Origin of the sequence: Shinella sp. JR1-6, from assembly GCF_004284735.1 — a bacterium.
Taxonomy (GTDB): Bacteria; Pseudomonadota; Alphaproteobacteria; order Rhizobiales; family Rhizobiaceae; genus Shinella.
Genome location: NZ_SHMI01000013.1, coordinates 125,040 through 147,948, shown reverse-complemented (window position 1 = coordinate 147,948; position 22,909 = coordinate 125,040). Strand labels below are relative to the sequence as shown.

The window sequence follows — 22,909 nt, the reverse complement described above, 5'->3', positions numbered from 1 at the left end:
TTTCCTTTCTTCCCGGGAGGATCAGCCGAAGCTGGTGGTGTAGGCCGCCGTGACCGTGTGGTCAGGTGCAAGGCCGTAGAGGATCGCGTGCCGGTCGAGGCAGGTGCAGGGATGCGAGATGCCGAACTCGACCACATCACCGACGCGTACATCGCTGCCGGCGGAAAGCGCCACGAAGGCATGCTGGTCGTTGAGACGAAGCACATCGGCCCCCGCAAGAGCGGCGAGCGGCACCCCGTCGCGATAGAGAGCCAGCGGCCGCGGCAAACCCTGGTCCATCGCGACATCCCGCAGGCCCATACCGCAGATCGCGAGCGCCGGCTCCGGCAGCGACAGCACCTCGGCCCAGACCCGGAGCACCGGCTTGAAGTCGCTGCCGGCGGAGCGGACCTGCCCGCCGAACCGGAAGCCCGCACGGGCGTCGAGGCCGGCAAGACCGCGCTCGTAAACGCCGTGGTCATGGAAGAAGATCGCCCCGCTGCGCAGCACGAGCAAACTATCGGGATCGGCCGCGACGGCAGCAGAGAGACCGGCGATCACCCGGTCGAAAAAGACCGAACCGCCCGCTGTGACGATCAGCGGCCGCGCATCGCCAATGCGGGCGCGAACCTCCGGCAGGAAGGCCGCCGTCATCGCCACCAGCCCGTCGATCCGGCGCAGCGTCTCTTCCGCATCCGCCGTTGCGTCGGCCCCCTCGTAGGCGGCGATGCCGGTCAGCCGGAAGGTGGGGGTTTCCGCGGCAAGGATGGCATCGAGGATCGCGCCTGCCGCCTCGGCGCTGCGTGCTCCGGCGCGGCCCGCACCAAGTTCGACGAGAAGACCGAGCGGCGGCAGACCGCTGCGGCCATGCCAGGCGACCCGCAGGGCTTCAACCAGATCAATGGAATCGACGAAGACATGCGGCACTGCATCGGGATAGTTTGCGGCAAGCGCTGCGAGCCGGCGTGCAGCCGCGGCCCCGCCGATCTCGTTGGCGAGGATCAGCCGGCGCTGGCCAGCCTTCATCAGTACCGCCGCCTGGCGGATATCCGCCACCGTGGTGCCCCACGCGCCCGCCGCCAGCAGCGTGCCGGCAATCGCCGCCGACATCGGCGTCTTCGCATGGGGCGCGATCGCGACGCCGTGATCGCGTACATACTCCATCATCAGCGCGACGTTGCTGGCAAAGGCCGCACGATCGAGCGAGATCAGCGGCAGCGCCATCGCACCGTCATAGGGCTTCCAGCCTTGCTTGCCGATGGCATCGAGCGGCAGGGGCGCATGGCCCGGCGGGAAGCCGCGGATGCGGTCGTCGATCACCGGATTGTCCGGTCCGGTCACGGAAAGGTCAGGCATGGTTTTCTCCCTTGGCCACGACGGGATCGACGATCCCGAGGCGATAGGTGTCATTGGCAGTCGTGAAAAAGAGGGCACGCTGCTCGTCGAGCGAAAGCGGCGCGGCCGCGGCGCGGAAAACGGCGTAGACCTCGTCGAACGAGGCGTGCAGGCCGGCGACCGGAAAATCGCTGGCGAACATGGTTCGAGCGGGGCCAAAACAGGCGAGGCAATGCTCGATCACCGGCCGCAGGCTTTCCGGCGTCCAGTCATTGTCATAGGCGACGAGGTCGGAAATCTTCAACCGGACATTCGGCTCGCGACCGAGCGCCGCAAGGCCACCGCGCCAGAGCGTCATACCCTCCGCGCTGCGATCGGCCGGGCTGCCGCCATGGTTGAGCACGAAGCGTATCTGCGGAAAGGCCCGCACGAGATCGAGCGCCTCATCCATCTGCCACGGATAGAGCATGAGGTCGAAAACGAGTCCGAAACGGGCGAGACGGGCAAGGCCGGCGCGCCAGCGGGGATCGGCCATGCGGCGGGCGCGGGGTGCGAAGCTCTTTGCCGGTTCGGGATGCCAGCTGACGATATCGCGGATGCCGGCAACATCGGGATTGGCGGCCTCCGCCTCGATCAGGCGCACGGCATCCGGGCTGTCGAGCGGCACGCGAGCGATGATACGCTTCGCCACGCCGGAGGACCGGTCGAGACCTGCAAGCCAGCGGCTTTCCTCCAGCGGATGGGCGTCGGACCAGCCGGCCTCGACATGCACGGTGGCCACCACGTTCTGGTTCGCCGCATCGGCGCTGTAGTCCGCAACGCCATAATCCCTGAGGATCGGCGCCAAGCTGCCGAAGACCATCTCGCCGCCGGTCGCCCGGGCCGTTTCCAGCCAGGGATGACGTTTGAGCGACAGATCCCAGAGATGGTGGTGCGGGTCGATGACCGGCCCGCCATAACGCACCGTCATCGGCGCGCCTCTCGGCCGGAAATGAGCAGAAGCGCGAGGATCAGCGAACCGAACATGATCGAGCGCCAGCCGGGTGAGGCGTTGACGACGGTGATCAGCGCCGTGGTGGTGACGAGCAGGATGGCACCGGGAATGGTGCCGGCATAAGTGCCGCGCCCACCGAGGATAGAGGTGCCGCCGAGCACGACCGCGGCGATCGACATCAGGAGATAGGGATCGCCGATGCCGACATAGCCTTGCCGGTTCATGCCGAGCACCAGAATGCCGGCAAGCCCCGCGAAGAAGCCGGACAGCGCATAGAGAAGCAGCGTGTTCCTGGCAACGCTGACGCCGGAAAGCCGGGCAGCCAGCGGATTGGCCCCGAGCGCGAGGAAGCGCGCGCCGAGCGGCGTGCGATGGATGATGAGCAGTACCGCGATCGAAACGACGATCCAGAGGATGATGCCGGCGGGAACGCCGAGGGGGCGCGCCTGGCCGAGCAGGATGACCGCCGGGTTGCTCACCGTGACCGCGCTGCCGCCGGCGACGATGACGAGCAGTCCCTGAAGAAACGTCGCCATGGCGAGCGTCATGATGATCGGCGGCACGCGCAGATAGGCCGCACCCGCCCCGTTGAGGAGGCCGATGCCGGTGGCGATGGCAAGGACGAGCACGATGCCGACGAGGCCGGTCGGGTCCGAAGCCGGCGAGATCAGCGGCAACAGGATCGCCGTGACGGTGATCACGGCCCCGACGGAGAGGTCGATGCCGCCCATCAGGATGACCAGCGTCTGCCCGGCCGCGACGATGCCGATGACGGCGGCAAGCTCCAGGAGATAGCGCAGGTGCCCGTAGGCGCCGAAGCCGCGCAGCGTGAGGCTGGCGACAAGCCAGACGAGCGCCACAAGGAGGAAGGTCAAAAGCGGCGGATTGCGGAACACGGATTTCACGGCCTTCATCGCCTTGCCCTCCACTGTTTCAAGAGTTCCGGCACCGCGACGGCACCGACGATGATCAGGCCCTGCGCGACATATTGTGCGACCGGCGGAAAACCGAGGAAGAACATCACGTTGATCATGACCGAGAGCAGCAGGCTGCCGCAGATCGCGCCACGCATCGTGCCCTTGCCGCCGAGGAAACCGACGCCGCCGAGCACGGCGGCCGCGATCGAATTCAGCGTGAAGGGCGTGCCGATGACCGGATCGCCCGAGCCCGTCTGCGCCGCGACAAAGAGGCCGGCCAGCGCCGCCAGCAGGCCGGACAACGCGAAGGCGACGATCTTGACCCGCTCGACCGGAACGCCCGAGCGGAAGGCGCCGATCGGGTTGTCGCCGGCGGCATAGATGCCGATGCCGAGCGGTGTCGCGAGAAATGCTTTCCAGGCGAGAAGGACGACGACGAGCAGCAGGAAGGCAACCGGCGTGTGGCCGGCGAGCGTGGTCGACAGCCAGTCCGGAATGAAACCGCCCGGGCGCGGCAACAGGATCAGCGCGACACCGGTAACGATGAAGGAGCCAGCCAGCGTGACGATGATGGCCGGCAGCCGCAGATGCGCGACGATGGCGCCGATGACGGCACCGATGGCAAGGCCGGTGAGCGCGACAGCGAGGATGCCGCCGGGCACGCCGAATGCGCTGCCCATCGTCGTCGCCGCAATCACGGCGCCAAGGCTCACCAGCGGGCCGATGGCAAGCGTGATGCCGCCATTCAGCATCAGGAGTGCCTGCGCCATGGTGACGAGCGCCAGCGGGAACCAGTTCTGCGTGAACTTGGAAAAACCGCCGACCGAAAGGATGCCGGGAAAGAGCACCGCATAAAGGACGAGGAAGGCGGCGACGACCAGGTAGAGGCCGCCAAGACCGCGATTGCGACCGCGCTGGATGGCGCCGTAGAGCCAGCCGGAAGACGGAACGGCACTCATGCGGCCTCTCCCTGTTTGTGGATGCCCATGGCGGCGCCGACGATGGCCTCCTCGCTGATTGCCGCACCGGAAAGCTGGGCAGCGACGCGCCCCTCGCGCAGCACGACGACACGATCGCACAGGTGCACGAGTTCCGGTGTGTCGGAGCTTGCAAGGATGACGAGCCGCCCCTCGGCAGCGAAGGCGCGCAGCATGAGGTAGATCTCGCGCTTCGTCTCGATATCGACGCCGCGCGTCGGATCGTTGAGCAGCAGCACGGACGGATCGAGCGGCAGCCACTTGGCGAGCGCCACCTTCTGCTGGTTGCCGCCCGAGAGCGCCTGGACCGGCCGGGCGACGTCGCCCTTGATCGTCAGGCGCCGCGCCAGGTCGGCGATCAGCCCGGCCTCCGCCGTGCGGTCGCGAAAGCCGCCCCGCGCGAGCCGGCCGAGCGAGGGCAGGATGAGGTTGGAGGCGATGGAATGGGGCAGGACGAGCCCCTCGTGCTTGCGGTCCGCCGGCACATAGACGATGCCCGCGGCATTCGCCTCACCGACATGGGCCGGCAGGCGGGGAAGACCGGAGACCTCCGCATGGCTCGCCTTCGCGGGAATGGCACCGTAAAGGCCGAGCAAAAGGTCTTCCTGCCCCTGCCCGACAAGGCCGCCGATGCCGACGATCTCGCCGGCGCGGGCGGAAAAGCCGATCTCGCGCACGAGGCCGGCCGAGAATTTCTCGACAGTGATGCGTGTCGCACCGGCTTCGGCAACCGGGCGCGGCGGGAAGAGATCGCCCGTCTCCCGGCCGACCATGAGGCGAACGAGCCCCTCACCATCGATACCGGCGAGCGACTGGTCCGCCGTGACGCCGCCATCCTTCAGCACCGTGACATGCGTGCAGAGCGCCTGCACCTCGTTGAGCCGATGGGAAATATAGAGAAGCGCCGTGCCGCGATCGCGCAGCGTCTCGATGAGACGGGCGAGAATGCCGGCCTCATGCGCGGAAAGCGAGGAGGTCGGCTCATCGAGGATGAGCACGCGCGGCTTGCGGAACAATGCCTTGGCAATCTCCACCATCTGCCGGCGGCCGAGCGCAAGATCGGCGACCGGCATGTCGAGCGGCTCGGTAAGCCCGACCATGTCGCAGACCTCCCGCACGCCCCTGTGAAGCGCGGCATAGTCGATGAGGCCGAAGCGGCGCGGAAAGGCGCCGAGCCCGATATTCTCGGCGATCGACAGGTCGGCGGTGAGGCTCAGCTCCTGCTGCACCACAGCGATACCCGCACCGCGGGCGGCAGCCGGGCTGAAACGCCCGACCGGCCGCCCCTCGACGAGGATGGCGCCGCTGTCCGGCTGGAGAGCGCCGGAAAGGAGATTGATCAGCGTGGATTTTCCCGCACCGTTCTCCCCGAGCAGGGCATGGACCCTGCCCGGGTGAAGGGCGATATCGACGCCCTTCAGAACCGGATTGCCGAAAAATCCCTTGAACACCTGCCGGGCTTCCAGCAGGGGTCTTGTTTCCGTCATGACGGCATCCTTCAGGGAATTACTGGGCGAGCAGCTTGTCGAACAGCGCCTTGTCGTAATCCGAATAGATGTAACCGTCGGCCGGGAACTTGTCGGCGCGGGCGAGATAGGTGTCGATGGTGCTGTCGTCGATGACCGGCAGCGGCACCTTGATGAAGGCCGGCACGTCCTTGCCTTCCAGCGCCTGTACGGCCGTGTAGACCGAGAGCGCACCAAGCCAGTTCGGCTGCATGGTGGCCCAGCCCTTCAGGCCCTTTTCCTTCCACAGTTCGAGGAACTGGCGGGCGTTTTCGCCGGTGATCGGCACCTGCTCGCGACCCTGGCGATCGAAGGCCATGACGGAACCGGCCGAAATCGCGCCGCCGAGCGAGAGCACGCCGTCGATTTGCGGATTGGCGAAGAGCAGGCTGGTCATCGCCTCCTGCGCCGGCGCGGCATTGTATTCCGTGTTGGTCTCGGTGATGATTTCCAGGCCCGGATTGGCGTCGAGCACAGGCTGGGCACCCTTGCGGCGGTCATCGCTGACGGAAATACCGGCCGGACCGTTCATGACGATGATCTTGCCCTTACCACCGAGCTTGTCGGCAAGCCACTTGGCAGCGCCCGCGCCCCATTCGTTGGAATCGGTGTTGATCTTCGCCGTCACCTTGTCCGTGTTGACGAGGCTGTCGAAGTTCACCACGGCGATACCCTTGTCGCAGGCATCCGAAATGACGCGGTCGAGCGCATTGGAGGAACCGGCGATGACCACGATCGCGTCGACATTCGCGTCGATCATCGACTGGATGTGCTGGATCTGCGTCTGGGCATTGCCCTGCGCGTCCGTGATCATCAGGTCCTTCACAAGACCGGCCTTCTTCAGCTCCTCGACCTCGGCGGCGATGGTGCCTTCGGTCTGCTTCATCCAGGTCGGCACCGAATAGATGTTCGCCCAGCCGACCGTATACGGCGCCTTGCGGTCGCCCTTGATGCAATTGGCGGCGGCCGAGGCGGTGCCAGCCGACAGGACGAGGACGGCCGCAGCGGCGGCGGCACCCGCAAGAAGGCGGCTGCGCAGCGAGACGGTCGAGCTGTTTTCGAGAGTTTTCATGTCGTTCCCCTTTTTTGGCGGCAGCAGGTACGGGCTTGCCATCCGTCTTTGTCCATTATATTGAACACTTGATCTATATATCGGACTGGCGCGATCTTATGCCGAATTTTCGGCCTCGCAAGAGGGGGCCTTCGGAAATTTCGCGCACGGCAATGCCGCGTCCTGCGCATTGACAGATGGCGCGGGCGGCGGGAGAAGCTTGACGGGACGAAGGGCAAGGACGGACGAGATGGATGCTATTGCGGATGATGCAGGCGGCAAGCGCGCCCGAGGGCTCGATCGCGCCTTCGAGATCCTCGATTTCCTGCGCCAGAAACGGCAGGCTCTGAAACCGAACGAGATCGCCGCGCAGATCGGCGCGCCGCGCTCATCGGTCTATGAGCTGGTGAACCTCCTCCTGCGCAACGGCATCCTGGAATTCACCGGCGGCGACGGCCGGGTCTATCTCGGGCGGAAACTCTATTTCCTGGGGGCTGCCTACGAGAACCATTTCGACTTCACCCGCGAATGCGAGGCGGCACTGGATCGGCTGGCCGACGAAACGCGCGAGACCGCGCAGTTCTGCATGCTGGATGGCAACAAATATACCGTCGTGCGCATGCGCGAGGGCGCAAGGCCCTTCCGCATCTCCACCGATATCGGCCAGTCGGTACCGATCCCGTGGACGGCTTCAGGACGCCTACTCGTCGCGCATATGACGAACGAAGAAATCCTCACCTTCATCCCGCCGCAGGATTTCCAGCTGCCCGGCGGCGAATGGCTCGATCCGCAGGTTTTCCTCGCCGAGGTGCGCCAGGCCGGGCAGGACGGTTTCTTCACCTTCAACAGCATCGTCGACAGCTTTACCCATTGCTTCGCCGTGCCGGTCATGGACGAGGGACATGCCGCCGCCACGCTCTGCCTCGTCACCCCGCGCGACGACGGGCTGGCCAACCGCGATCGCTACCTCGTCTGCCTGAAGGACGCCGCCGCCAGCCTGAGCCAGGCGCCGACGCGGCCGAAGCGCAGCTAGGGATCCGGCTTCAGCCGGCCCGGCCGGTAAGCCAGCGGTCGATCCCCTCCGCAGCCGCCCGCCCGGTCGCAAAGCAGGCCGTCAGCAGATAACCGCCGGTCGGCGCCTCCCAGTCGAGCATTTCGCCGGCCGCAAAGACACCCGGAAGGGCCTTCACCCCATAGTCCGCATCGAGGGCATCGAACCGGATCCCCCCTGCCACGGAAATCGCCTCCGCAATCGGCCGCGGCCGGATGAGTGGAACGGGCAGGGCCTTGATCGCCGAAGCCAGCGCATCCGGCGGCAAAGCCGAAACATCCCGGATACATTCCCGCAGCAAGGCCGCCTTGACCCCGTCAAGGCCGGCCCCTTTGCGAAGCCGGCTGGAAAAGCTCGCCTTGCCGCCCTGCCGGGCCAGATCGGCTGCAAGCCGTGCGTGGCTCCGCCCGGGCATAAGATCGAGCAGGAAGGATGCAGCGCCCGACGTTTCCAGCGCATCGCGCAACACCGCCGCATGCGCATAGACGAGGCTGCCCTCGATGCCGGTCTTCGAGATGACGAATTCGCCGGGGATCGTGCCCGCCGCAGACCGTGCCGTGACGCCCTTGACCGGCGCGCCCGCAAAGCGCTCGGCGAAGAACGGTGACCAGTCCACATCGAAGCCGCAATTGGCCGGACGGAAGGGCGCAATGTCGACGCCCCCTTCCGCAAGGCCACCGACCCAGGCCGCGTCCGACCCGAGCCGCGGCCAGCTCGCGCCGCCGAGCGCCAGCAGGACCGCATCGAAGGCCATCACCGCCACGCCCTCGGGCGTTTCAAAGCGCAGTCCTTCGGGCGCAAACCCGATCCAGCGATGGCGTACGCGGATATCGACACCCCACCCCTCCAGCCGCACCCGCCAGGCGCGCAGCAACGGCGACGCCTTCATGGCGACCGGAAACACCCGCCCGGAGGACCCGACGAAAGTCTCCGTGCCAAGTTCCTCCGCCCAGGTCCGCAGATCCCCGGGCGTGAAAGCATCGAGCGCCGCCCGCAGATGCGCGCCCGCCGCACCGAAGCGGGCGGCGAAACGGTCGTAGGGTTCGGAATGGGTGATGTTAAGGCCCGATTTTCCGGCCAGCAGAAACTTTCGCCCGATGGTCGGCATGGCTTCGAGCACGGTCACTGCATGGCCCCGCGCCGAAAGCACTTCTGCCGCCATCAACCCGGCCGGCCCGCCGCCGACGATCCCTATCCGCCGCCTGTCCATTCCGCACCCGCCTTGAAACCCTGCGCCGTTCTCATAAATCGTCTCCGACGGCTTCGCCAGCGTTCTTGCCGGTATATGATCCGCACAGCAGAATCAGGAGACGGATATGGATATCAAGCGCAACGGCACCAGCCCCTCGGCGCAGGGCCCGGCCGACTACTTCACCGGCAAGGTCCGCCTCGACACGCCGTTCAAGGCGGAAGCCCCCGGCCGCGCCGGCGGCGCCATCGTCACCTTCGAGCCCGGCGCCCGCACCGCCTGGCATACCCATCCCCTCGGCCAGACCGTCATCGTGACATCAGGCCTCGGCTGGGCGCAACGTGAGGGTGGGCCGATCGAAGAAATCCGCCCCGGCGACGTCGTCTGGTTCCCGCCCGGCGAAAAACACTGGCACGGCGCCACGGACAAGACCGCGATGACCCATGTCGCCATCGCCGAGGCGCAGGACGGATCGCCGGTGACCTGGCTGGAGCAGGTGTCGGACGCACAATATCTCGGCAGGGCCTGAAGTCTGTCCGCCGCAAACCGGACGATCAGTTCGGAAGGCCGGGCGCCTCGTGGCCGGTCTGGGCGACATATTCAGTGTAGCCACCCGGATATTGGTGCACGTCGTCGCCGTTGAGTTCCAGCACGCGGTTCGACAACGCGCCGAGGAAATGACGATCGTGCGAGACGAAGAGCATGGTGCCCTCGTACTCGGAAAGAGCCTTGATCAGCATTTCCTTGGTGTCGAGATCGAGATGGTTCGTCGGCTCGTCGAGGATCAGGAAATTCGGCGGATCGAACAGCATCGCTGCCATCACCAGCCGGGCCTTCTCGCCGCCGGACAGCACCCGGCACTTCTTCTCGACGTCATCGCCGGAAAAGCCGAAGCAGCCCGCCAGCGTGCGCAGCGGCCCCTGCCCTGCACGCGGAAACTCCGTCTCCAGCCACTGGAACACGGTCTGGTCGCCGTCGAGCAGATCCATAGCATGCTGTGCAAAGTAGCCGACCCTGACGCTCGCCCCGATCGTCACGCTGCCTTCGTCCGGGTTCGCCGCCCCGGCGACGAGCTTCAGCAGCGTCGACTTGCCGGCCCCGTTGATGCCCATCACGCACCAGCGTTCCTTCCGGCGGATAAGGAAGCTGAAATCCCGGTAGATGGTCCGGCTGCCATAGGCCTTGTCGACATTCTTGAGGCTGGCGACGTCCTCGCCCGAGCGCGGCGCGGGCTGGAATTCGAACATGACCGTCTGGCGGCGGCGCGGCGGCTCGACACGCTCGATCTTGTCGAGCTTCTTCACCCGGCTCTGCACCTGCGCGGCATGGGAGGCACGCGCCTTGAAGCGCTCGATGAACTTGATCTCCTTGGCGAGCATCGCCTGCTGGCGTTCGAACTGCGCCTGCTGCTGCTTCTCGTTCTGCGCCCGCTGCTGCTCGTAGAAGCCGTAGTCGCCCGAATAGGTGGTGAGCGAGCCGGCATCGATCTCGATGATCTTGGTCACGATGCGGTTCATGAACTCACGGTCGTGCGAGGTCATCAGCAGTGCCCCGTCATAACCTTTCAGGAACTGCTCCAGCCAGATCAGGCTTTCGAGATCGAGATGGTTGCTCGGTTCGTCGAGCAGCATGACATCAGGCCGCATCAGGAGGATGCGCGCCAGCGCCACCCGCATCTTCCACCCGCCGGAGAGCTTGCCGACGTCGCCGTCCATCATCTCCTGGCTGAAACTCAGGCCCGCCAGCACCTCGCGCGCCCGGCTCTCCAGCCCGTAGCCGTCGAGTTCCTCGTAGCGCGCCTGCACCTCGCCGTAGCGCTCGATGATGGCGTCCATCTCGTCGAGCCTGTCCGGGTCGACCATCGCGGCCTCGAGCGCGCGCAACTCCGCGGCAACCGAACTGACCGGCCCTGCCCCGTCCATCACCTCGGTGACGGCACTGCGCCCTTCCATCTCGCCAACGTCCTGGCTGAAATAGCCGATCGACACGTTCTTTTCCGTCGAGACCTGCCCCTCGTCCGGCGCTTCCTGCCCGGTGATCATGCGAAAGAGCGTCGTCTTGCCGGCCCCGTTCGGCCCCACAAGCCCGATCTTCTCCCCCCGGTTCAACGCGGCGGATGCCTCGATGAAGAGGATACGATGGCTGTTGGACTTGCTGATATTCTCGATGCGGATCATGGAAACCGGGCCTCGTCGTGGTCCCGCGCCCTATGCCATGACGCACGGCATCAAGTCCATGCGCCCGCAGCAGGAAAGCACGCAAGTCAGGCAGGAAAACCCGGAAGGAAGTTTATGGCGGAGAGGGTGGGATTCGAACCCACGATACCCTTGCAGGTATGCCGCATTTCGAGTGCGGTGCATTCGACCACTCTGCCACCTCTCCGCGGTCAGGTCGGCGCCCTTTGAGCGCGGGGCGGTTAATAGCGGGTGTCGGGCGGGCTTGCAAGGGGGCCAGGCTACGGAAAGTTCATCTATTTGTCATGGTGACGGAAATCCCCTTGACAGTTTTCATCGGCTCACCTATTGCGCAAGGTGCAGTGGCATAGGTCTCACTTGTGCCGCGACGCTGGTTTTTTGTGCCGTCCGGCCTTGCCTTTTGCAAGCGTCCGGTCTCGCAACGAACCATTTGAGCCGGCGATGCGCCAATGCATCGCCATCCCCGCGACTGATAAAAAGACGGCCTTGCCCTTTCGGGACAAAGAGCCGGCACGAACATGAAAGGATAAAATATGTTCGCAGTCATCAAGACCGGCGGTAAGCAGTACCGCGTGGCCGCCAACGACGTCCTGACGATTGAAAAGCTGTCGGGCGACGCAGGCGCCAAGATCGAATTCACCGAAGTGCTGATGGTTGGCGTCGGCGCCGACGCCACGATCGGTGCGCCCTTCGTCGAAGGCGCCATCGTGACGGCCGAAGTCGTCGAGCATGGCCGCGCCAAGAAGGTTATCGCCTTCAAGAAGCGTCGTCGCCAGAACTCGAAGCGTTCGCGCGGTCATCGTCAGCACAACACGACTGTCCGCATCATCGACATCGCCGCAGCCGGCAAGGCGAAGAAGGCTTCCAAGAAGTCCGACGCCGCCGCTGAAGCTGCAGCCGAATAATCCGGACAGGTAAAGGAGAACTCCTATGGCACACAAAAAAGCTGGCGGCTCCTCGCGTAACGGTCGCGATTCCCAGTCCAAGCGCCTTGGCGTGAAGAAGTTCGGCGGCGAAGCCGTACTTGCAGGCAACATTATCGTCCGCCAGCGCGGCACGCAGTGGCATCCCGGTGCCAATGTCGGCCTTGGCAAGGATCACACGATCTTCGCACTTACGGCTGGCAATGTGAATTTCCGTACGAAGGCCAACGGTCGCGTATACGTGTCTGTAGCCCCGAAAGCGGAAGCAGCGGAATAAGCCGGTAGCGCTCTAAAACAGCCGGCGTCTCATCGACCCGGCTGACGCTACAGGTTCAGGCCTGAAGAAAAAAGGGGAGATGGGGCAAGACCCATCTCCCCTTTTTGCTCTGGAGGACTGAACCATGCAGACCGAATTGTTGAGGGAAGGCCAATCACGGTCTCCCAAGGAACGGCTGAGGCCTGAACGGTCGAGGACCGATTGCCCGATCTTGCTGTCGCAGAGGCTCGTCATGAGAGCCCCGCACGAAGACGACATCGACGCCCTTGCCCATCTCGCCAACAACGCCAATATCGCCAACATGGTCGCCCGCATGCCGCACCCCTACACGGTTGCGGACGCTGCTGATTTCGTGCGACGCACACGCGCCGGCGCGATTGGCAAGTGCGTCTATGCCATTACGAAAGCCGACAACGGCGCCTTCCTAGGATGCTGCGGCATCGAACCGCATGAGGATGGGCGCACGGTCGAGCTCGGCTATTGGCTGGGCGAACCGTACTGGAATCAGGGATATGTCACCGAGGCGGCCCACGCGCTGATCGACATGGTCTTCCGCACCCGCGACATCGAGCAGATCGATGCGCGCTGCCGGGTCATGAACATTCCCTCGCGCCGGGTCATCCAGAAGTGCGGCTTCCAGTTCCAGGCGACCGGCATGGTGCAGAGCCTCGCGGTCGGCGGCATGGTGCCCGTCGAATGGTACAGGCTGGACCGCAAGACCTGGGTTTCGCTGAAGAGCTGGGGAGGCATGCGATGAACGCCATGCAGACCCAGATCGAACGCGAGCGCGTCACCGGCGCCGGGCCCTGCCCGACCATCACGACGGCGCGCCTGGCGCTCCGCCCGCACCGCATGTCCGATGCGGAGGCGATCGCCCAGTCGCTGAACGACTTCCAGGTCTCGCGCATGCTGGCGCGGGTACCCGCCCCCTATGACCGGCAGGATGCGACGGAATGGCTTTCCGTCACCACCACCGATCTCAACGAGGGCTGGGCCTTCGCCATCACGGCCGGGGACGACGTGCATATCGGCTGCGTCTCCTTCGAGCGCAGCAATGGCGGCTGGGAGATCGGCTACTGGCTGAACCGCTTCTACTGGGGGCGGGGCTATATGAGCGAGGCCGTGCATGCGGCAACGGCGCGCTTCCTGATGCGGATGCCCGGCACGGACATCCGGTCCGGCATCTTCGCCGACAACCTCGCCTCGCTCAGGGTGCAGGAGAAGGCAGGGTTCCGCATCACCGGCTGCAGCGACCTCTTCTGCGTCGCCCGCGGCGCAATGGTGCCGCATATCGAAACGCGGCTCGAGCCCGGTGACTTCCGCCCGGCAGCACCGCGGCACTGAAAACGAGCGGGGCGGAGAAATCCGCCCCGACCGCTGCCGTCAGGACAATTCGAACCAGACCGGCATATGGTCGGAGCCGAAGGCGGTCTCATCGACCCAGGCGTCCGTCAGCCGCTCCACGAGGCCGTGGCTGAGGAAGCAGTAATCAAGGAAGAGGCGCTCGGCATGGTTCTTCGGATCGACCCAGCTATAGCTCGCGGCGTGGCGCTTGCCGAGGCCGGCCAGCGCATCCACCGGATGGGTGGCGCGAATCTGCCGCCCGTAAAGCGCGTCGACGCCGCCGACCATCTCGCAATATTCCGGCGATTCCGGCACCATGTTGAAATCGCCCATCAGCACGTAGTCCTCCGGCACCGGCGGTTCGGCAAGGCCGAATTCGTGGGCGCCGGAAATCGCGCCGCCCTCGACCGGGTAGAGCTGGGCACGGTCCTTGAGGGCGCGGATCTGCGTGATGCGCTCGTCGCGATGCACATGGTCGAGATGCACGGAGTAAACGCGGATCGGCCCCTTGGGGCTGGCGATCACCGCTTCGGTCGCACCGCGCTGAAGGTTCAGTTTGTCGAGGGTGCGCGTGCGCGGCAAAAGAATGGTGCGGGTCGACAGGATCGGCCAGCGCGAAAAGATCATGTTGCCGAACTGGAAGCGGCGGTTGACCACGCGGCCCTGCTCGATCGCCGAACCCGCATCGAGATCGCAGGCCGCGCCGAAGACGGAATAGTGGGTGGCAAGCAGCACCTGCAACTCGGCGACCATGTCGACATGGCCGTTGCGGTTGAAATTGCGGGTCACCTCCTGCAGCGCGATGATATCGGCACCGTGGATGCTGGAAACGATGCGCGGCAGATCGAACCGGTCGTCGAGACCGATGCCATACTGGACGTTGTAGCTGACGAATTTCACGATAGTCTTTGACCTCTCACGGAAGCGGCTATATCGAAGACGGCACTATGAAAATACGAGAAAAGCGAACGGCGAGCCGATGAAATTCCTGGACGAAGCAAAAGTCTATATCCGGTCCGGCGACGGCGGGGCAGGGGCTGTCTCGTTCCGTCGTGAAAAATTCGTCGAGTTCGGCGGTCCCGACGGCGGCGACGGCGGGCGCGGCGGCGACGTGTGGGTGGAGGCCGTCAACGGCCTCAACACGCTGATCGATTTCCGTTTCCAGCAACATTTCAAGGCTTCGACCGGCACGCACGGCATGGGCCGCAACCGCACCGGCGCGAACGGCGCCAGCGTGACGCTGAAGGTGCCAGTCGGCACCCAGATCTTCGAGGAAGACAACGAGACGCTGATCATCGACCTCATCACGGAAGGCCAGCGCTTCAAGCTGGCCGCCGGCGGCAATGGCGGTTTCGGCAACGCGCATTTCAAGTCGGCGACCAACCAGGCGCCAAACTGGGCCAATCCGGGCCTGGAGGGCGATGAGAAGACCATCTGGCTCCGCCTGAAGCTGATCGCCGATGCCGGCCTCGTCGGCCTGCCGAATGCGGGAAAATCGACCTTCCTCGCCACCTGCACGCGGGCCCGGCCGAAGATCGCCAACTACCCCTTCACCACGCTGCACCCCAACCTCGGTGTCGCGACGATCGACGGCGGCGAATTCATTCTCGCCGACATTCCCGGCCTCATAGAGGGTGCGCATGACGGTATCGGTCTCGGCGACCGGTTTCTCGGCCATGTCGAGCGCACACGCGTATTGCTGCACCTCGTCTCCGCACAGGAAGAGGACGTCGCCAAGGCCTACAAGACGGTGAAGCACGAGCTGGAAGCCTATGGCGGCGGCATCACCGACAAGCCGGAGATCGTCGCACTCTCGCAGATCGACCTGCTTGACGAGGACGAACTGAAGAAGAAGACCAAAGCGCTTGCCAAGGCGAGCGGCCAGACGCCGTTCCAGATTTCCGCCGTCGCCAATGTCGGCATGACGGGCACGCTGAGGGCGCTGCGCGACATCATCGTCCAGGCGAAGAACTCCGGGTCCGACGACTGAGATGACAACGCACCGCAAACCGCTCGGAAAACACCGCCGGATTGTGATCAAGATCGGCTCGGCCCTGCTCGTCGACCGCGCGAGCGGCCTGAAGAAGGCCTGGCTCGACGCGATGTGCAGGGATATTGCGGCGCTGCGCGCCGGCGGCACCGAGGTGCTCGTCGTGTCCTCCGGCGCCATCGCGCTCGGCCGCTCCGTGCTGAAGGTGCCCTCGGGCGCGCTGAAGCTGGAGGAGAGTCAGGCCGCCGCCGCCGTCGGCCAGATCGCGCTTGCCCGTGCCTGGTCGGAAAGCCTCTCGACGGACGGCATCGTCGCCGGCCAGATCCTCCTGACGCTCGGCGATACGGAAGAACGGCGGCGATATCTCAATGCACGCGCAACGATCAACCAGCTCCTGAAGCTCGGCTCCGTGCCGATCATCAACGAGAACGACACGGTCGCGACGACGGAAATCCGCTACGGCGACAACGATCGGCTCGCCGCCCGCGTCGCCACCATGACCGGTGCCGACCTGCTGGTGCTGCTCTCCGATATCGACGGGCTCTATACGGCGCCGCCGCATCTCGATCCCGACGCGCGTTTCCTCGAGACCATCGACGCCATCACGCCTGCTATCGAAGCCATGGCCGGCGGCGCCGCCTCGGAACTGTCGCGCGGCGGCATGCGCACCAAGATCGACGCCGGCAAGATCGCGACGGGTGCGGGCTGCGCCATGATCATCGCCTCGGGCAAGGTCGATCATCCGCTGCGCGCCGTCGAAGAGGGCGCGCGGTCCTCGTGGTTTGCACCCTCCGGCTCGCCGGTCACCGCAAGAAAGACGTGGATTGCCGGGCAATTGCAGCCAGCCGGCCGGCTGGAGATCGATGCGGGGGCGGAAACGGCGCTGACATCGGGCAAGAGCCTGCTGCCCGCAGGCGTGCGCGGCGTCTGGGGCACGTTCTCACGCGGCGATACGGTGTCGATCTACGGCACGAACGGGCGCGAGATCGCCCGTGGGCTTGCCGGCTACGATGCGGACGAAGCGCGCATGATCATCGGCAAGAAATCGGCGGAGATCGCCGCCATCCTCGGTTATGCCGGCCGCGCCGCCATGGTGCACAGGGATGACCTCGTGGTGACCGGCCTTTCCGCGCCGCTCGCCGCCGAGGCGGGAAAGGACGTGAGCCATGCTTGACCAGGTCAAAACCGAGATCGACGGCCTGATGGCCGAGATCGGCCGCAATGCCCGCGCTGCGGCAAGGCCGCTGGCCATCGCCACCGCCGAGGCCAAGAACCGCGCGCTCGAAGCGATGGCCGCCGAAATCCTTGGCAGCCGCGATGCCATCCTCGCCGCCAATGCCATCGACCTTGCCAATGCCCGGGAAAGCGGCGTCGCCGCGTCCTTCATCGACCGGCTGACGCTGACGGCCGAGCGCATCGAGGGCATTGCCGACGCGATCCGCGACATTGCCGGCCTGAAGGACCCGGTCGGCGATATCATCACCGAATGGGACCGACCGAACGGCCTGCATATCGAGCGCGTGCGCACGCCGCTCGGCGTCATCGGCGTCATCTATGAAAGCCGGCCGAACGTAACGGCGGACGCCGGGGCGCTGTGCCTCAAGGCCGGCAATGCCGTGATCCTGCGCGGTGGCTCGGACAGCGTGAATTCATCGCAGGCGATCCATTCCTGCCTCGTCGCCGGCCTCAAGGCCGCCGGCCTGCCGGAACATGCAATCCAGTACGTGCCCGTGACGGACCGGGCTGCCGTCGGCGCCATGCTGTCGGGCCTTGGCGGTACGATCGACGTCATCGTGCCACGCGGCGGAAAAAGCCTCGTCGCCCGCGTACAGAGCGAGGCGCGCGTGCCTGTCTTCGCCCATCTCGAAGGCCTCTGCCACATCTATATCGACAAATCCGCCGATCTCGACATGGCAAAACGGATCGTCGTCAACGCGAAGATGCGCCGCACGGGCATCTGCGGCGCTGCCGAAACCCTGCTGATCGACCGCGCCACCGCCGATACGCACCTTGCACCGCTTCTCGAAGGCCTGCGCGCCGCCGGCTGCGAGGTGCGCGCGACGGACGAGATCCGCACCCGCATCGAAAACCTCGTCGCCGCAACGGAAACGGACTGGTCGACGGAGTATCTCGATGCCATCATCTCCGTCGCGCTCGTCGACGGCATCTCGGGTGCGATCGAACATATCAACCGCTGGTCTTCCGCCCATACGGAGGCCGTGATCGCGGAGGATCCCACCGTCGTCGAGCGTTTCTTCACGGAAATCGATTCGGCGATCCTGCTGCACAATGCCTCTACCCAGTTCGCCGATGGCGGCGAGTTCGGCATGGGCGGCGAGATCGGCATCGCGACAGGCAAGATGCATGCGCGCGGCCCGGTCGGCGTCGAGCAGCTCACCTCCTTCAAATACCGGGTGCGCGGCACCGGACAGGTGCGACCCTAAGTGACGTCGGACGTGGTTGCAGAGCGCTACCTGAGAATGCCGCATGCGGAAAAGGGCATGGCGATCGGCCTGTTCGGCGGCTCGTTCAACCCGCCGCACCAGGGCCATGCGCTCGTCGCGGAAATCGCCCTGCGGCGCCTCGGCCTCGACCAGCTCTGGTGGATGGTGACCCCCGGCAACCCCCTGAAGGACCACCGGAACCTCGCCCCGCTCAGCGAGCGCATCCGCCTCAGCGAGGACATCGCACCGGGCCCGCGCGTCAAGGTGACGGCCTTTGAGAAGCGGCTCGGGCAGAGCTATACGGCCAAGACGCTGGAGCGCGTGCAGGCGCTGAACCGCGGCGTCCACTTCGTCTGGATCATGGGCGCCGACAATCTCGGTACCTTCCACCGCTGGCAGAACTGGCAGAAGATCGCCCGCACCTTCCCCATCGCCGTCATCGACCGGCCGGGCTCGACGCTCGCCTATCTCTCCTCGCGCATGGCGAAAACCTTCGACTATGCGCGCATCGACGAGGAGGATGCGATGTCGCTGGCCGGGCGTCCGGCGCCGGCCTGGACCTTCATCCACGGCCCCCGCTCACCGCTCAGCTCGACCGCGCTGCGCAGCCAGGCGGCGCTAGAGAAAACCATCCCTCAGAAGTGACGTCTTGAAAGTGGTAACCTTTGATGCCTACATTTGGTAGGTGCCGGCCCGACACACCGGTACAAGACGTGCTTGTCCTGTTACACAGAAAGGAACGAACCTGACAACAGTGCACGCGAAGGGAAACGTCATCGGCGTTTTCTCAAAGAGCGCGGGAAGGGGCGACGATGCCGCCGACCGTGCCCTTCAACTGGTCCTCGCAAGCCTCGAGGACTCGAAGGCAGAAGATATCGTCACCATCAACATTGCCGGGAAATCGGCGCTGGGCGACTACATGGTGGTCGTGTCCGGACGCTCGAACCGTCATGTCATGGCGATTGCCGATCACCTCATCTCCGATCTCAAGGACGAAGGCCTGGGCAATGCCCGCGTCGAAGGCCTGGAGGCGGGCGACTGGGTGCTGATCGACACGGGTGATATCATCGTTCACGTGTTCCGGCCGGAAGTCCGGGAGTTCTACAACATCGAACGGATGTGGGCAGCTCCCGAGATCGAGGACGGTACCGTCCATTGACATGACGCCGGGCGCCTGTCCGGCGAGGAAAAACGGTGGCGTGGCTTCAGGCGTCACCCGAACGGACAGGGCTTTGGGCGATGCGGGTTGGACTTTTTGCGGTTGGACGGCTGAAGGCCGGCCCTGAGAAGGATCTTGCGGCCCGCTACATGGACCGTTTCGCCAAGGCCGGCCCCGCGATCGGCCTCGAGCTTGGCAAGCTTGCCGAGGTCGGCGAAAGCCGCGCCGGCAATGCCGAGACGCGCAAGCGCGAGGAGGCGGCCATGCTGCAGAAGGCGCTGCCCGACGGCGCCGTACTGATCCTGCTTGACGAGCGCGGCAAGGCGCTCGATTCCCCCGCTTTCGCCGATCTCATCGGCGGGTTTCGCGATGCGGGCAAGCGCGAGCTGATGATCGCCATCGGCGGCGCCGACGGGCTCGACCCCGCCCTTTACGAGCGCGCCGATGCCACGCTCTGCCTGGGCAAGATGACCTGGCCGCACCAGCTCGTGCGCATCCTCATCGCCGAACAGCTTTATCGCGCGGTCACCATCCTTTCCGGCCACCCCTACCACCGCAGCTGAGACAGGCGTCACCGCCACGCAAGGCTGGAAGGGCAGAATGGGCGCAGCCGTATTTTCGGCACGGTTTGTTGGCCAAGTGAAATTCTTGGCGAAAGCGCCAAATCAGCATAGAGCGGGGGAGAACGGACGTTCGGGGAGCGATGAGGACAGCCCATAGAGTCAATCCGGGGAAAGGCATCGCCCGCCTGCTGCGGCCGGCATGGCTTTGTGCTGCCCTGACGCTGACCCTTTTCCCCCATCCCATCGCCGCCGAACCGAACGAAACCGGCGTCGCGCTGGAAAAGACCGGTTCGCTGCCAAGGGCCGAGCCCGATCCGGCCGCGGCCCTGACCCTGCGCCGCGACAGTACGCGGCGCGAGCTTGAAACGCTCTCCCAGTCGATCACGGTTTCCGAAGAGAAGACGAAAGAGCTCGAAGCCGAGATCGCCAAGCTGGAAAAGACGCGCCAGAGCCTGCGCGAGGAAATCGTCAAGTCGGCCGCCATGCGCAAGAGCATGGAAGAGAAGATCCTTGCCGGCGAAAAACGGCTGGAAGGCATGCGGGAGCGGGAGGCGGGCGTCCGCGCCTCGCTGCACGAGCGCCGCGGCCTCCTGGCGGAGGTTCTCGCCGCGCTCCAGCGCATGGGCCGGAACCCGCCGCCGGCCCTGCTCGTCAATCCGGAAGACGCGCTGTCTTCGGTCAGAAGCGCCATCCTCCTCGGCGCGGTCGTGCCCGGCATCCGCAAGGAAACGGAAGAGCTGGTCGATGACCTGACGGCGCTGATGGACATCAAGAGCGATATCGACCGCGAGCGAACGGAGCTGACCGATGCCATGCAACTGCGCATCGAGGAGGAAAAGCGCTCCGAACTGCTCGTCGCCCAGAACGAGGCCCTGACGCAGACCAACAACCGCACGCTCGCCGCCGAACGCCGGCGCGCCGAGGAGCTCGCCGCCCGCGCGACAAGCCTTGAAGGCCTGATCGGCAGCCTGGAGCGCGACATTGGCTCCGTACGCGATGCCGCCGCGCTCGCCCGCGCCAAGGAAGAGGAGCGGCGCAACCTGAGCGAGGCGGAGCGGGAGAAGGCGAGAGCCCTCGCCCGCGACAGCGTGCCCGACAAAAACCGCATTGCTCCGGCATATGAATTCTCCGAACTGCAGGCAAAACTGGACTTTCCCGTGGCCGGCGACGTTCTGCGCCAATTCGGCGAGGCGGACGGCACCGGCCATGATTCGCAGGGCCTGACGCTGGCGGCCAATCCCGGCGCACTCGTCACGGCCCCTTCCGACGGATGGATCGTTTTTGCCGGCACGTTCCGCAGTTATGGGCGCATGATCATCCTGAACGCCGGGGAGGGTTACCATCTGGTCCTCGCGGGCATGGATCGGGTGAGCGTGCGGGAGGGTCAGTTCGTCGTGGCGGGAGAACCACTCGCCGTGATGGGTGAAAAAAGGGTGGCGAGTGTCAACGCTTTGACGCTGGAAACGGACAAGCCGACACTTTACATTGAATTCCGAAAGAACGGAAAACCGGTTGATTCCCGGCCGTGGTGGTCCGCAAAAAATTCTGGAAAGGCACGCAATGATACGTAGGGCTTCTCTTGTTCTCGTCGGTGCACTCATGGGTGCCACGGCGATGAGCGTCATCAACACGGCCACTCTGCCGGCCGAAGCCGCCGGCTCGTCGACCTATCGCGAGCTTTCCATCTTCGGTGATGTCTTCGAGCGCGTGCGTGCGCAGTACGTGACGCCGCCCAAGGAAGACCAACTCATCGAGAATGCCATCAACGGCATGCTCACCTCGCTCGACCCGCATTCCTCCTACATGAATGCGAAGGACGCCGAGGACATGCGCACCCAGACGCGCGGCGAATTCGGCGGCCTCGGCATCGAGGTCACCATGGAGGACGAGCTCGTCAAGGTCATCACCCCGATCGACGATACGCCGGCCGCCCGCGCGGGCGTCCTTGCCGGCGACTTCATCTCGAAGATCGACGGCGCCGATGTGCGCGGCCTGAAGCTGGAAGAAGCGGTCGAAAAGATGCGCGGCGCGGTCAACACGCCGATCAAGCTGACGCTGATCCGCAAGGGCGCCGAAAAGCCGATCGAGCTGACCATCATGCGCGACATCATCGCCGTGAAGGCCGTCAAGTCGCGCGTCGAGAACGATGTCGGCTACCTCCGTGTCATCTCGTTCACGGAAAAGACCTATGACGACCTGGAAGCCGCGATCATCAAGATCAAGGAAGAGGTTCCGGCCGACAAGCTGAAGGGTTACGTGCTCGATCTCCGCCTCAATCCGGGCGGCCTGCTCGACCAGGCGATCAACGTCTCCGACGCCTTCCTGGAGCGCGGCGAGGTCGTTTCGACCCGCGGCCGCAACGAGGATGAAACCCGCCGCTTCAACGCGACGCCGGGCGATATCACCGACGGCAAGCCGGTCATCGTCATGGTCAACGGTGGCTCGGCCTCGGCCTCGGAAATCGTCGCGGGTGCCCTGCAGGACATGCGCCGCGCCACCGTGCTCGGCACGCGGTCCTTCGGCAAGGGTTCGGTCCAGACCATCATCCCGATGGGCGATGCCGGCGCGCTGCGCCTCACGACGGCGCTCTACTACACGCCGTCGGGCAAATCGATCCAGGGCACCGGCATCACCCCCGACATCACGGTCGAGCAGCCGCTGCCGCCCGAGCTGCAGGGCAAGCTGGAATCTGCCGGCGAATCCAACCTGCGCGGCCATATCCAGGGCCAGAGCGAAACGGAAGCAGGCTCCGGCTCTTCGGCCTATGTCCCGCCGGAAGCCAAGGATGACCTCCAGCTTCAGTATGCGCTGGAACTGCTGCGCGGCCAGAAGACCGACAAGGCCTTCCCGGCCAATCCGGAAAAGGCCGAGCTGAAGAAGTAACCTGCCATCTCCGGGCCCGCGACCACGCGGGCCCGGAATTCCATGCACCAGACGCATGTCGTGATCGCTGACTACCGCACGCTTTTGCGCGACATGCCCTAGAGGCTAGTTTTTACCGCATCTCCGACGCCGG

At 65.3% G+C, this 22,909-nt stretch carries 23 protein-coding genes and 1 tRNA gene; 14 read left to right on the top strand and 10 right to left on the bottom strand.

The features are described from left to right. Window positions 1–21: 21 nt before the first annotated feature. From EXZ48_RS21625 to EXZ48_RS21600, 6 genes are read right to left on the bottom strand one after another with little or no spacing between them, the layout of a single operon-like run. Window positions 22–1,335 (bottom strand): alanine racemase, encoded by a 1,314-nt coding sequence (locus tag EXZ48_RS21625; RefSeq protein WP_130518152.1) that lies wholly within the window; start codon window positions 1,333–1,335, stop codon window positions 22–24. Next, window positions 1,328–2,284, bottom strand: a complete 957-nt coding sequence (locus tag EXZ48_RS21620) for an amidohydrolase (protein WP_130518150.1) — start codon at window positions 2,282–2,284, stop codon at window positions 1,328–1,330. The genes EXZ48_RS21625 and EXZ48_RS21620 overlap by 8 nt, the downstream gene beginning before the upstream one ends. Further along, window positions 2,281–3,222: an ABC transporter permease gene (locus EXZ48_RS21615; protein WP_023514653.1), complete on the bottom strand. Its 942-nt coding sequence runs from the start codon at window positions 3,220–3,222 to the stop codon at window positions 2,281–2,283. The genes EXZ48_RS21620 and EXZ48_RS21615 overlap by 4 nt, the downstream gene beginning before the upstream one ends. Then, a complete protein-coding gene (locus EXZ48_RS21610; protein ID WP_130518148.1) occupies window positions 3,219–4,184 on the bottom strand; it encodes an ABC transporter permease in 966 nt (321 codons plus the stop codon). The genes EXZ48_RS21615 and EXZ48_RS21610 overlap by 4 nt, the downstream gene beginning before the upstream one ends. Further along, window positions 4,181–5,689: a sugar ABC transporter ATP-binding protein gene (locus EXZ48_RS21605; RefSeq protein ID WP_130518145.1), complete on the bottom strand. Its 1,509-nt coding sequence runs from the start codon at window positions 5,687–5,689 to the stop codon at window positions 4,181–4,183. The genes EXZ48_RS21610 and EXZ48_RS21605 overlap by 4 nt, the downstream gene beginning before the upstream one ends. 19 nt (window positions 5,690–5,708) lie before the next feature. Further along, the gene (locus EXZ48_RS21600; protein ID WP_037409014.1) at window positions 5,709–6,779 is read right to left on the bottom strand and encodes an ABC transporter substrate-binding protein; all 1,071 of its coding nucleotides are present in this window, start codon (window positions 6,777–6,779) and stop codon (window positions 5,709–5,711) included. Window positions 6,780–7,008: 229 nt separating this feature from the next. Between EXZ48_RS21600 and EXZ48_RS21595 the strand changes: the two genes are divergently transcribed. After that, on the top strand, window positions 7,009–7,791 hold the full coding sequence (locus EXZ48_RS21595) for an IclR family transcriptional regulator (protein ID WP_023514649.1): 783 nt from the start codon (window positions 7,009–7,011) through the stop codon (window positions 7,789–7,791). A 10-nt stretch (window positions 7,792–7,801) separates the two neighbouring features. Here EXZ48_RS21595 and EXZ48_RS21590 read toward each other — a convergent pair whose 3' ends face one another. Further along, window positions 7,802–9,019: a TIGR03862 family flavoprotein gene (locus EXZ48_RS21590; RefSeq protein ID WP_130518143.1), complete on the bottom strand. Its 1,218-nt coding sequence runs from the start codon at window positions 9,017–9,019 to the stop codon at window positions 7,802–7,804. A 106-nt stretch (window positions 9,020–9,125) separates the two neighbouring features. Between EXZ48_RS21590 and EXZ48_RS21585 the strand changes: the two genes are divergently transcribed. After that, entirely contained in the window at window positions 9,126–9,527 is a 402-nt protein-coding gene (locus EXZ48_RS21585) for a cupin domain-containing protein (protein WP_130518141.1), read from the top strand. Between the two features lie 25 nt (window positions 9,528–9,552). Here EXZ48_RS21585 and EXZ48_RS21580 read toward each other — a convergent pair whose 3' ends face one another. Together EXZ48_RS21580 and EXZ48_RS21575 are read right to left on the bottom strand one after the other, a co-directional pair. Continuing rightward, window positions 9,553–11,175, bottom strand: a complete 1,623-nt coding sequence (locus tag EXZ48_RS21580; RefSeq protein WP_050745337.1) for an ABC-F family ATP-binding cassette domain-containing protein — start codon at window positions 11,173–11,175, stop codon at window positions 9,553–9,555. Between the two features lie 115 nt (window positions 11,176–11,290). After that, a tRNA-Ser gene (locus EXZ48_RS21575) sits at window positions 11,291–11,380 on the bottom strand. Window positions 11,381–11,726: 346 nt separating this feature from the next. On the opposite strand from EXZ48_RS21575, the gene rplU reads away from it, so the two are divergent. The 4 genes from rplU to EXZ48_RS21555 all read left to right on the top strand — a co-directional run bounded on the left by rplU (window position 11,727) and on the right by EXZ48_RS21555 (window position 13,737). Continuing rightward, complete coding sequence (rplU, locus tag EXZ48_RS21570) at window positions 11,727–12,098, top strand: 50S ribosomal protein L21 (RefSeq protein WP_023515223.1); 372 nt, start codon at window positions 11,727–11,729, stop codon at window positions 12,096–12,098. A 25-nt stretch (window positions 12,099–12,123) separates the two neighbouring features. Then, a complete protein-coding gene (rpmA, locus tag EXZ48_RS21565; RefSeq protein WP_023515222.1) occupies window positions 12,124–12,393 on the top strand; it encodes a 50S ribosomal protein L27 in 270 nt (89 codons plus the stop codon). Between the two features lie 124 nt (window positions 12,394–12,517). Further along, a complete protein-coding gene (locus tag EXZ48_RS21560; RefSeq protein ID WP_024270533.1) occupies window positions 12,518–13,150 on the top strand; it encodes a GNAT family N-acetyltransferase in 633 nt (210 codons plus the stop codon). Beyond that, window positions 13,147–13,737, top strand: coding sequence for a GNAT family N-acetyltransferase (locus EXZ48_RS21555; RefSeq protein WP_023514266.1), 591 nt, complete (start codon window positions 13,147–13,149; stop codon window positions 13,735–13,737). Before EXZ48_RS21560 ends, EXZ48_RS21555 begins: the two co-directional genes overlap by 4 nt. 39 nt (window positions 13,738–13,776) lie before the next feature. Here EXZ48_RS21555 and EXZ48_RS21550 read toward each other — a convergent pair whose 3' ends face one another. Then, window positions 13,777–14,637: an endonuclease/exonuclease/phosphatase family protein gene (locus EXZ48_RS21550; RefSeq protein ID WP_023514267.1), complete on the bottom strand. Its 861-nt coding sequence runs from the start codon at window positions 14,635–14,637 to the stop codon at window positions 13,777–13,779. A 79-nt stretch (window positions 14,638–14,716) separates the two neighbouring features. Here EXZ48_RS21550 and obgE point away from each other — a divergent pair, with 79 nt between their 5' ends. From obgE to EXZ48_RS21510, 8 genes are all read left to right on the top strand, one after another. Then, entirely contained in the window at window positions 14,717–15,727 is a 1,011-nt protein-coding gene (obgE, locus tag EXZ48_RS21545) for a GTPase ObgE (protein ID WP_023514268.1), read from the top strand. A gap of 1 nt (window position 15,728) precedes the next feature. After that, window positions 15,729–16,901 (top strand): glutamate 5-kinase, encoded by a 1,173-nt coding sequence (proB, locus tag EXZ48_RS21540; RefSeq protein WP_023514269.1) that lies wholly within the window; start codon window positions 15,729–15,731, stop codon window positions 16,899–16,901. Continuing rightward, entirely contained in the window at window positions 16,894–18,171 is a 1,278-nt protein-coding gene (locus EXZ48_RS21535) for a glutamate-5-semialdehyde dehydrogenase (RefSeq protein ID WP_130518139.1), read from the top strand. The genes proB and EXZ48_RS21535 overlap by 8 nt, the downstream gene beginning before the upstream one ends. Window positions 18,172–18,207: 36 nt before the next feature. Next, on the top strand, window positions 18,208–18,816 hold the full coding sequence (locus tag EXZ48_RS21530; RefSeq protein WP_050745341.1) for a nicotinate-nucleotide adenylyltransferase: 609 nt from the start codon (window positions 18,208–18,210) through the stop codon (window positions 18,814–18,816). Between the two features lie 40 nt (window positions 18,817–18,856). Next, window positions 18,857–19,330, top strand: a complete 474-nt coding sequence (gene rsfS / locus EXZ48_RS21525) for a ribosome silencing factor (protein ID WP_050745342.1) — start codon at window positions 18,857–18,859, stop codon at window positions 19,328–19,330. Between the two features lie 80 nt (window positions 19,331–19,410). Then, complete coding sequence (gene rlmH, locus EXZ48_RS21520) at window positions 19,411–19,893, top strand: 23S rRNA (pseudouridine(1915)-N(3))-methyltransferase RlmH (RefSeq protein WP_023514273.1); 483 nt, start codon at window positions 19,411–19,413, stop codon at window positions 19,891–19,893. A gap of 140 nt (window positions 19,894–20,033) precedes the next feature. Continuing rightward, a complete protein-coding gene (locus EXZ48_RS21515; protein WP_130518137.1) occupies window positions 20,034–21,464 on the top strand; it encodes a murein hydrolase activator EnvC in 1,431 nt (476 codons plus the stop codon). After that, on the top strand, window positions 21,454–22,776 hold the full coding sequence (locus EXZ48_RS21510) for a S41 family peptidase (protein WP_023514275.1): 1,323 nt from the start codon (window positions 21,454–21,456) through the stop codon (window positions 22,774–22,776). The genes EXZ48_RS21515 and EXZ48_RS21510 overlap by 11 nt, the downstream gene beginning before the upstream one ends. Window positions 22,777–22,909 lie beyond the last annotated feature (133 nt).

Bases quoted from the DNA above. Each gene is read 5' to 3' on its own strand.
- EXZ48_RS21625 (WP_130518152.1), bottom strand. From the start codon at position 1,335: ATGCCTGACCTTTCCGTGACCGGACCGGACAATCCGGTGATCGACGAC.
- EXZ48_RS21620 (WP_130518150.1), bottom strand. From the start codon at position 2,284: ATGACGGTGCGTTATGGCGGGCCGGTCATCGACCCGCACCACCATCTC.
- EXZ48_RS21615 (WP_023514653.1), bottom strand. From the start codon at position 3,222: ATGAAGGCCGTGAAATCCGTGTTCCGCAATCCGCCGCTTTTGACCTTC.
- EXZ48_RS21610 (WP_130518148.1), bottom strand. From the start codon at position 4,184: ATGAGTGCCGTTCCGTCTTCCGGCTGGCTCTACGGCGCCATCCAGCGC.
- EXZ48_RS21605 (WP_130518145.1), bottom strand. From the start codon at position 5,689: ATGACGGAAACAAGACCCCTGCTGGAAGCCCGGCAGGTGTTCAAGGGA.
- EXZ48_RS21600 (WP_037409014.1), bottom strand. From the start codon at position 6,779: ATGAAAACTCTCGAAAACAGCTCGACCGTCTCGCTGCGCAGCCGCCTT.
- EXZ48_RS21595 (WP_023514649.1), top strand. From the start codon at position 7,009: ATGGATGCTATTGCGGATGATGCAGGCGGCAAGCGCGCCCGAGGGCTC.
- EXZ48_RS21590 (WP_130518143.1), bottom strand. From the start codon at position 9,019: ATGGACAGGCGGCGGATAGGGATCGTCGGCGGCGGGCCGGCCGGGTTG.
- EXZ48_RS21585 (WP_130518141.1), top strand. From the start codon at position 9,126: ATGGATATCAAGCGCAACGGCACCAGCCCCTCGGCGCAGGGCCCGGCC.
- EXZ48_RS21580 (WP_050745337.1), bottom strand. From the start codon at position 11,175: ATGATCCGCATCGAGAATATCAGCAAGTCCAACAGCCATCGTATCCTC.
- rplU (WP_023515223.1), top strand. From the start codon at position 11,727: ATGTTCGCAGTCATCAAGACCGGCGGTAAGCAGTACCGCGTGGCCGCC.
- rpmA (WP_023515222.1), top strand. From the start codon at position 12,124: ATGGCACACAAAAAAGCTGGCGGCTCCTCGCGTAACGGTCGCGATTCC.
- EXZ48_RS21560 (WP_024270533.1), top strand. From the start codon at position 12,518: ATGCAGACCGAATTGTTGAGGGAAGGCCAATCACGGTCTCCCAAGGAA.
- EXZ48_RS21555 (WP_023514266.1), top strand. From the start codon at position 13,147: ATGAACGCCATGCAGACCCAGATCGAACGCGAGCGCGTCACCGGCGCC.
- obgE (WP_023514268.1), top strand. From the start codon at position 14,717: ATGAAATTCCTGGACGAAGCAAAAGTCTATATCCGGTCCGGCGACGGC.
- proB (WP_023514269.1), top strand. From the start codon at position 15,729: ATGACAACGCACCGCAAACCGCTCGGAAAACACCGCCGGATTGTGATC.
- EXZ48_RS21535 (WP_130518139.1), top strand. From the start codon at position 16,894: ATGCTTGACCAGGTCAAAACCGAGATCGACGGCCTGATGGCCGAGATC.
- EXZ48_RS21530 (WP_050745341.1), top strand. From the start codon at position 18,208: ATGCCGCATGCGGAAAAGGGCATGGCGATCGGCCTGTTCGGCGGCTCG.
- rlmH (WP_023514273.1), top strand. From the start codon at position 19,411: ATGCGGGTTGGACTTTTTGCGGTTGGACGGCTGAAGGCCGGCCCTGAG.
- EXZ48_RS21515 (WP_130518137.1), top strand. From the start codon at position 20,034: ATGAGGACAGCCCATAGAGTCAATCCGGGGAAAGGCATCGCCCGCCTG.
- EXZ48_RS21510 (WP_023514275.1), top strand. From the start codon at position 21,454: ATGATACGTAGGGCTTCTCTTGTTCTCGTCGGTGCACTCATGGGTGCC.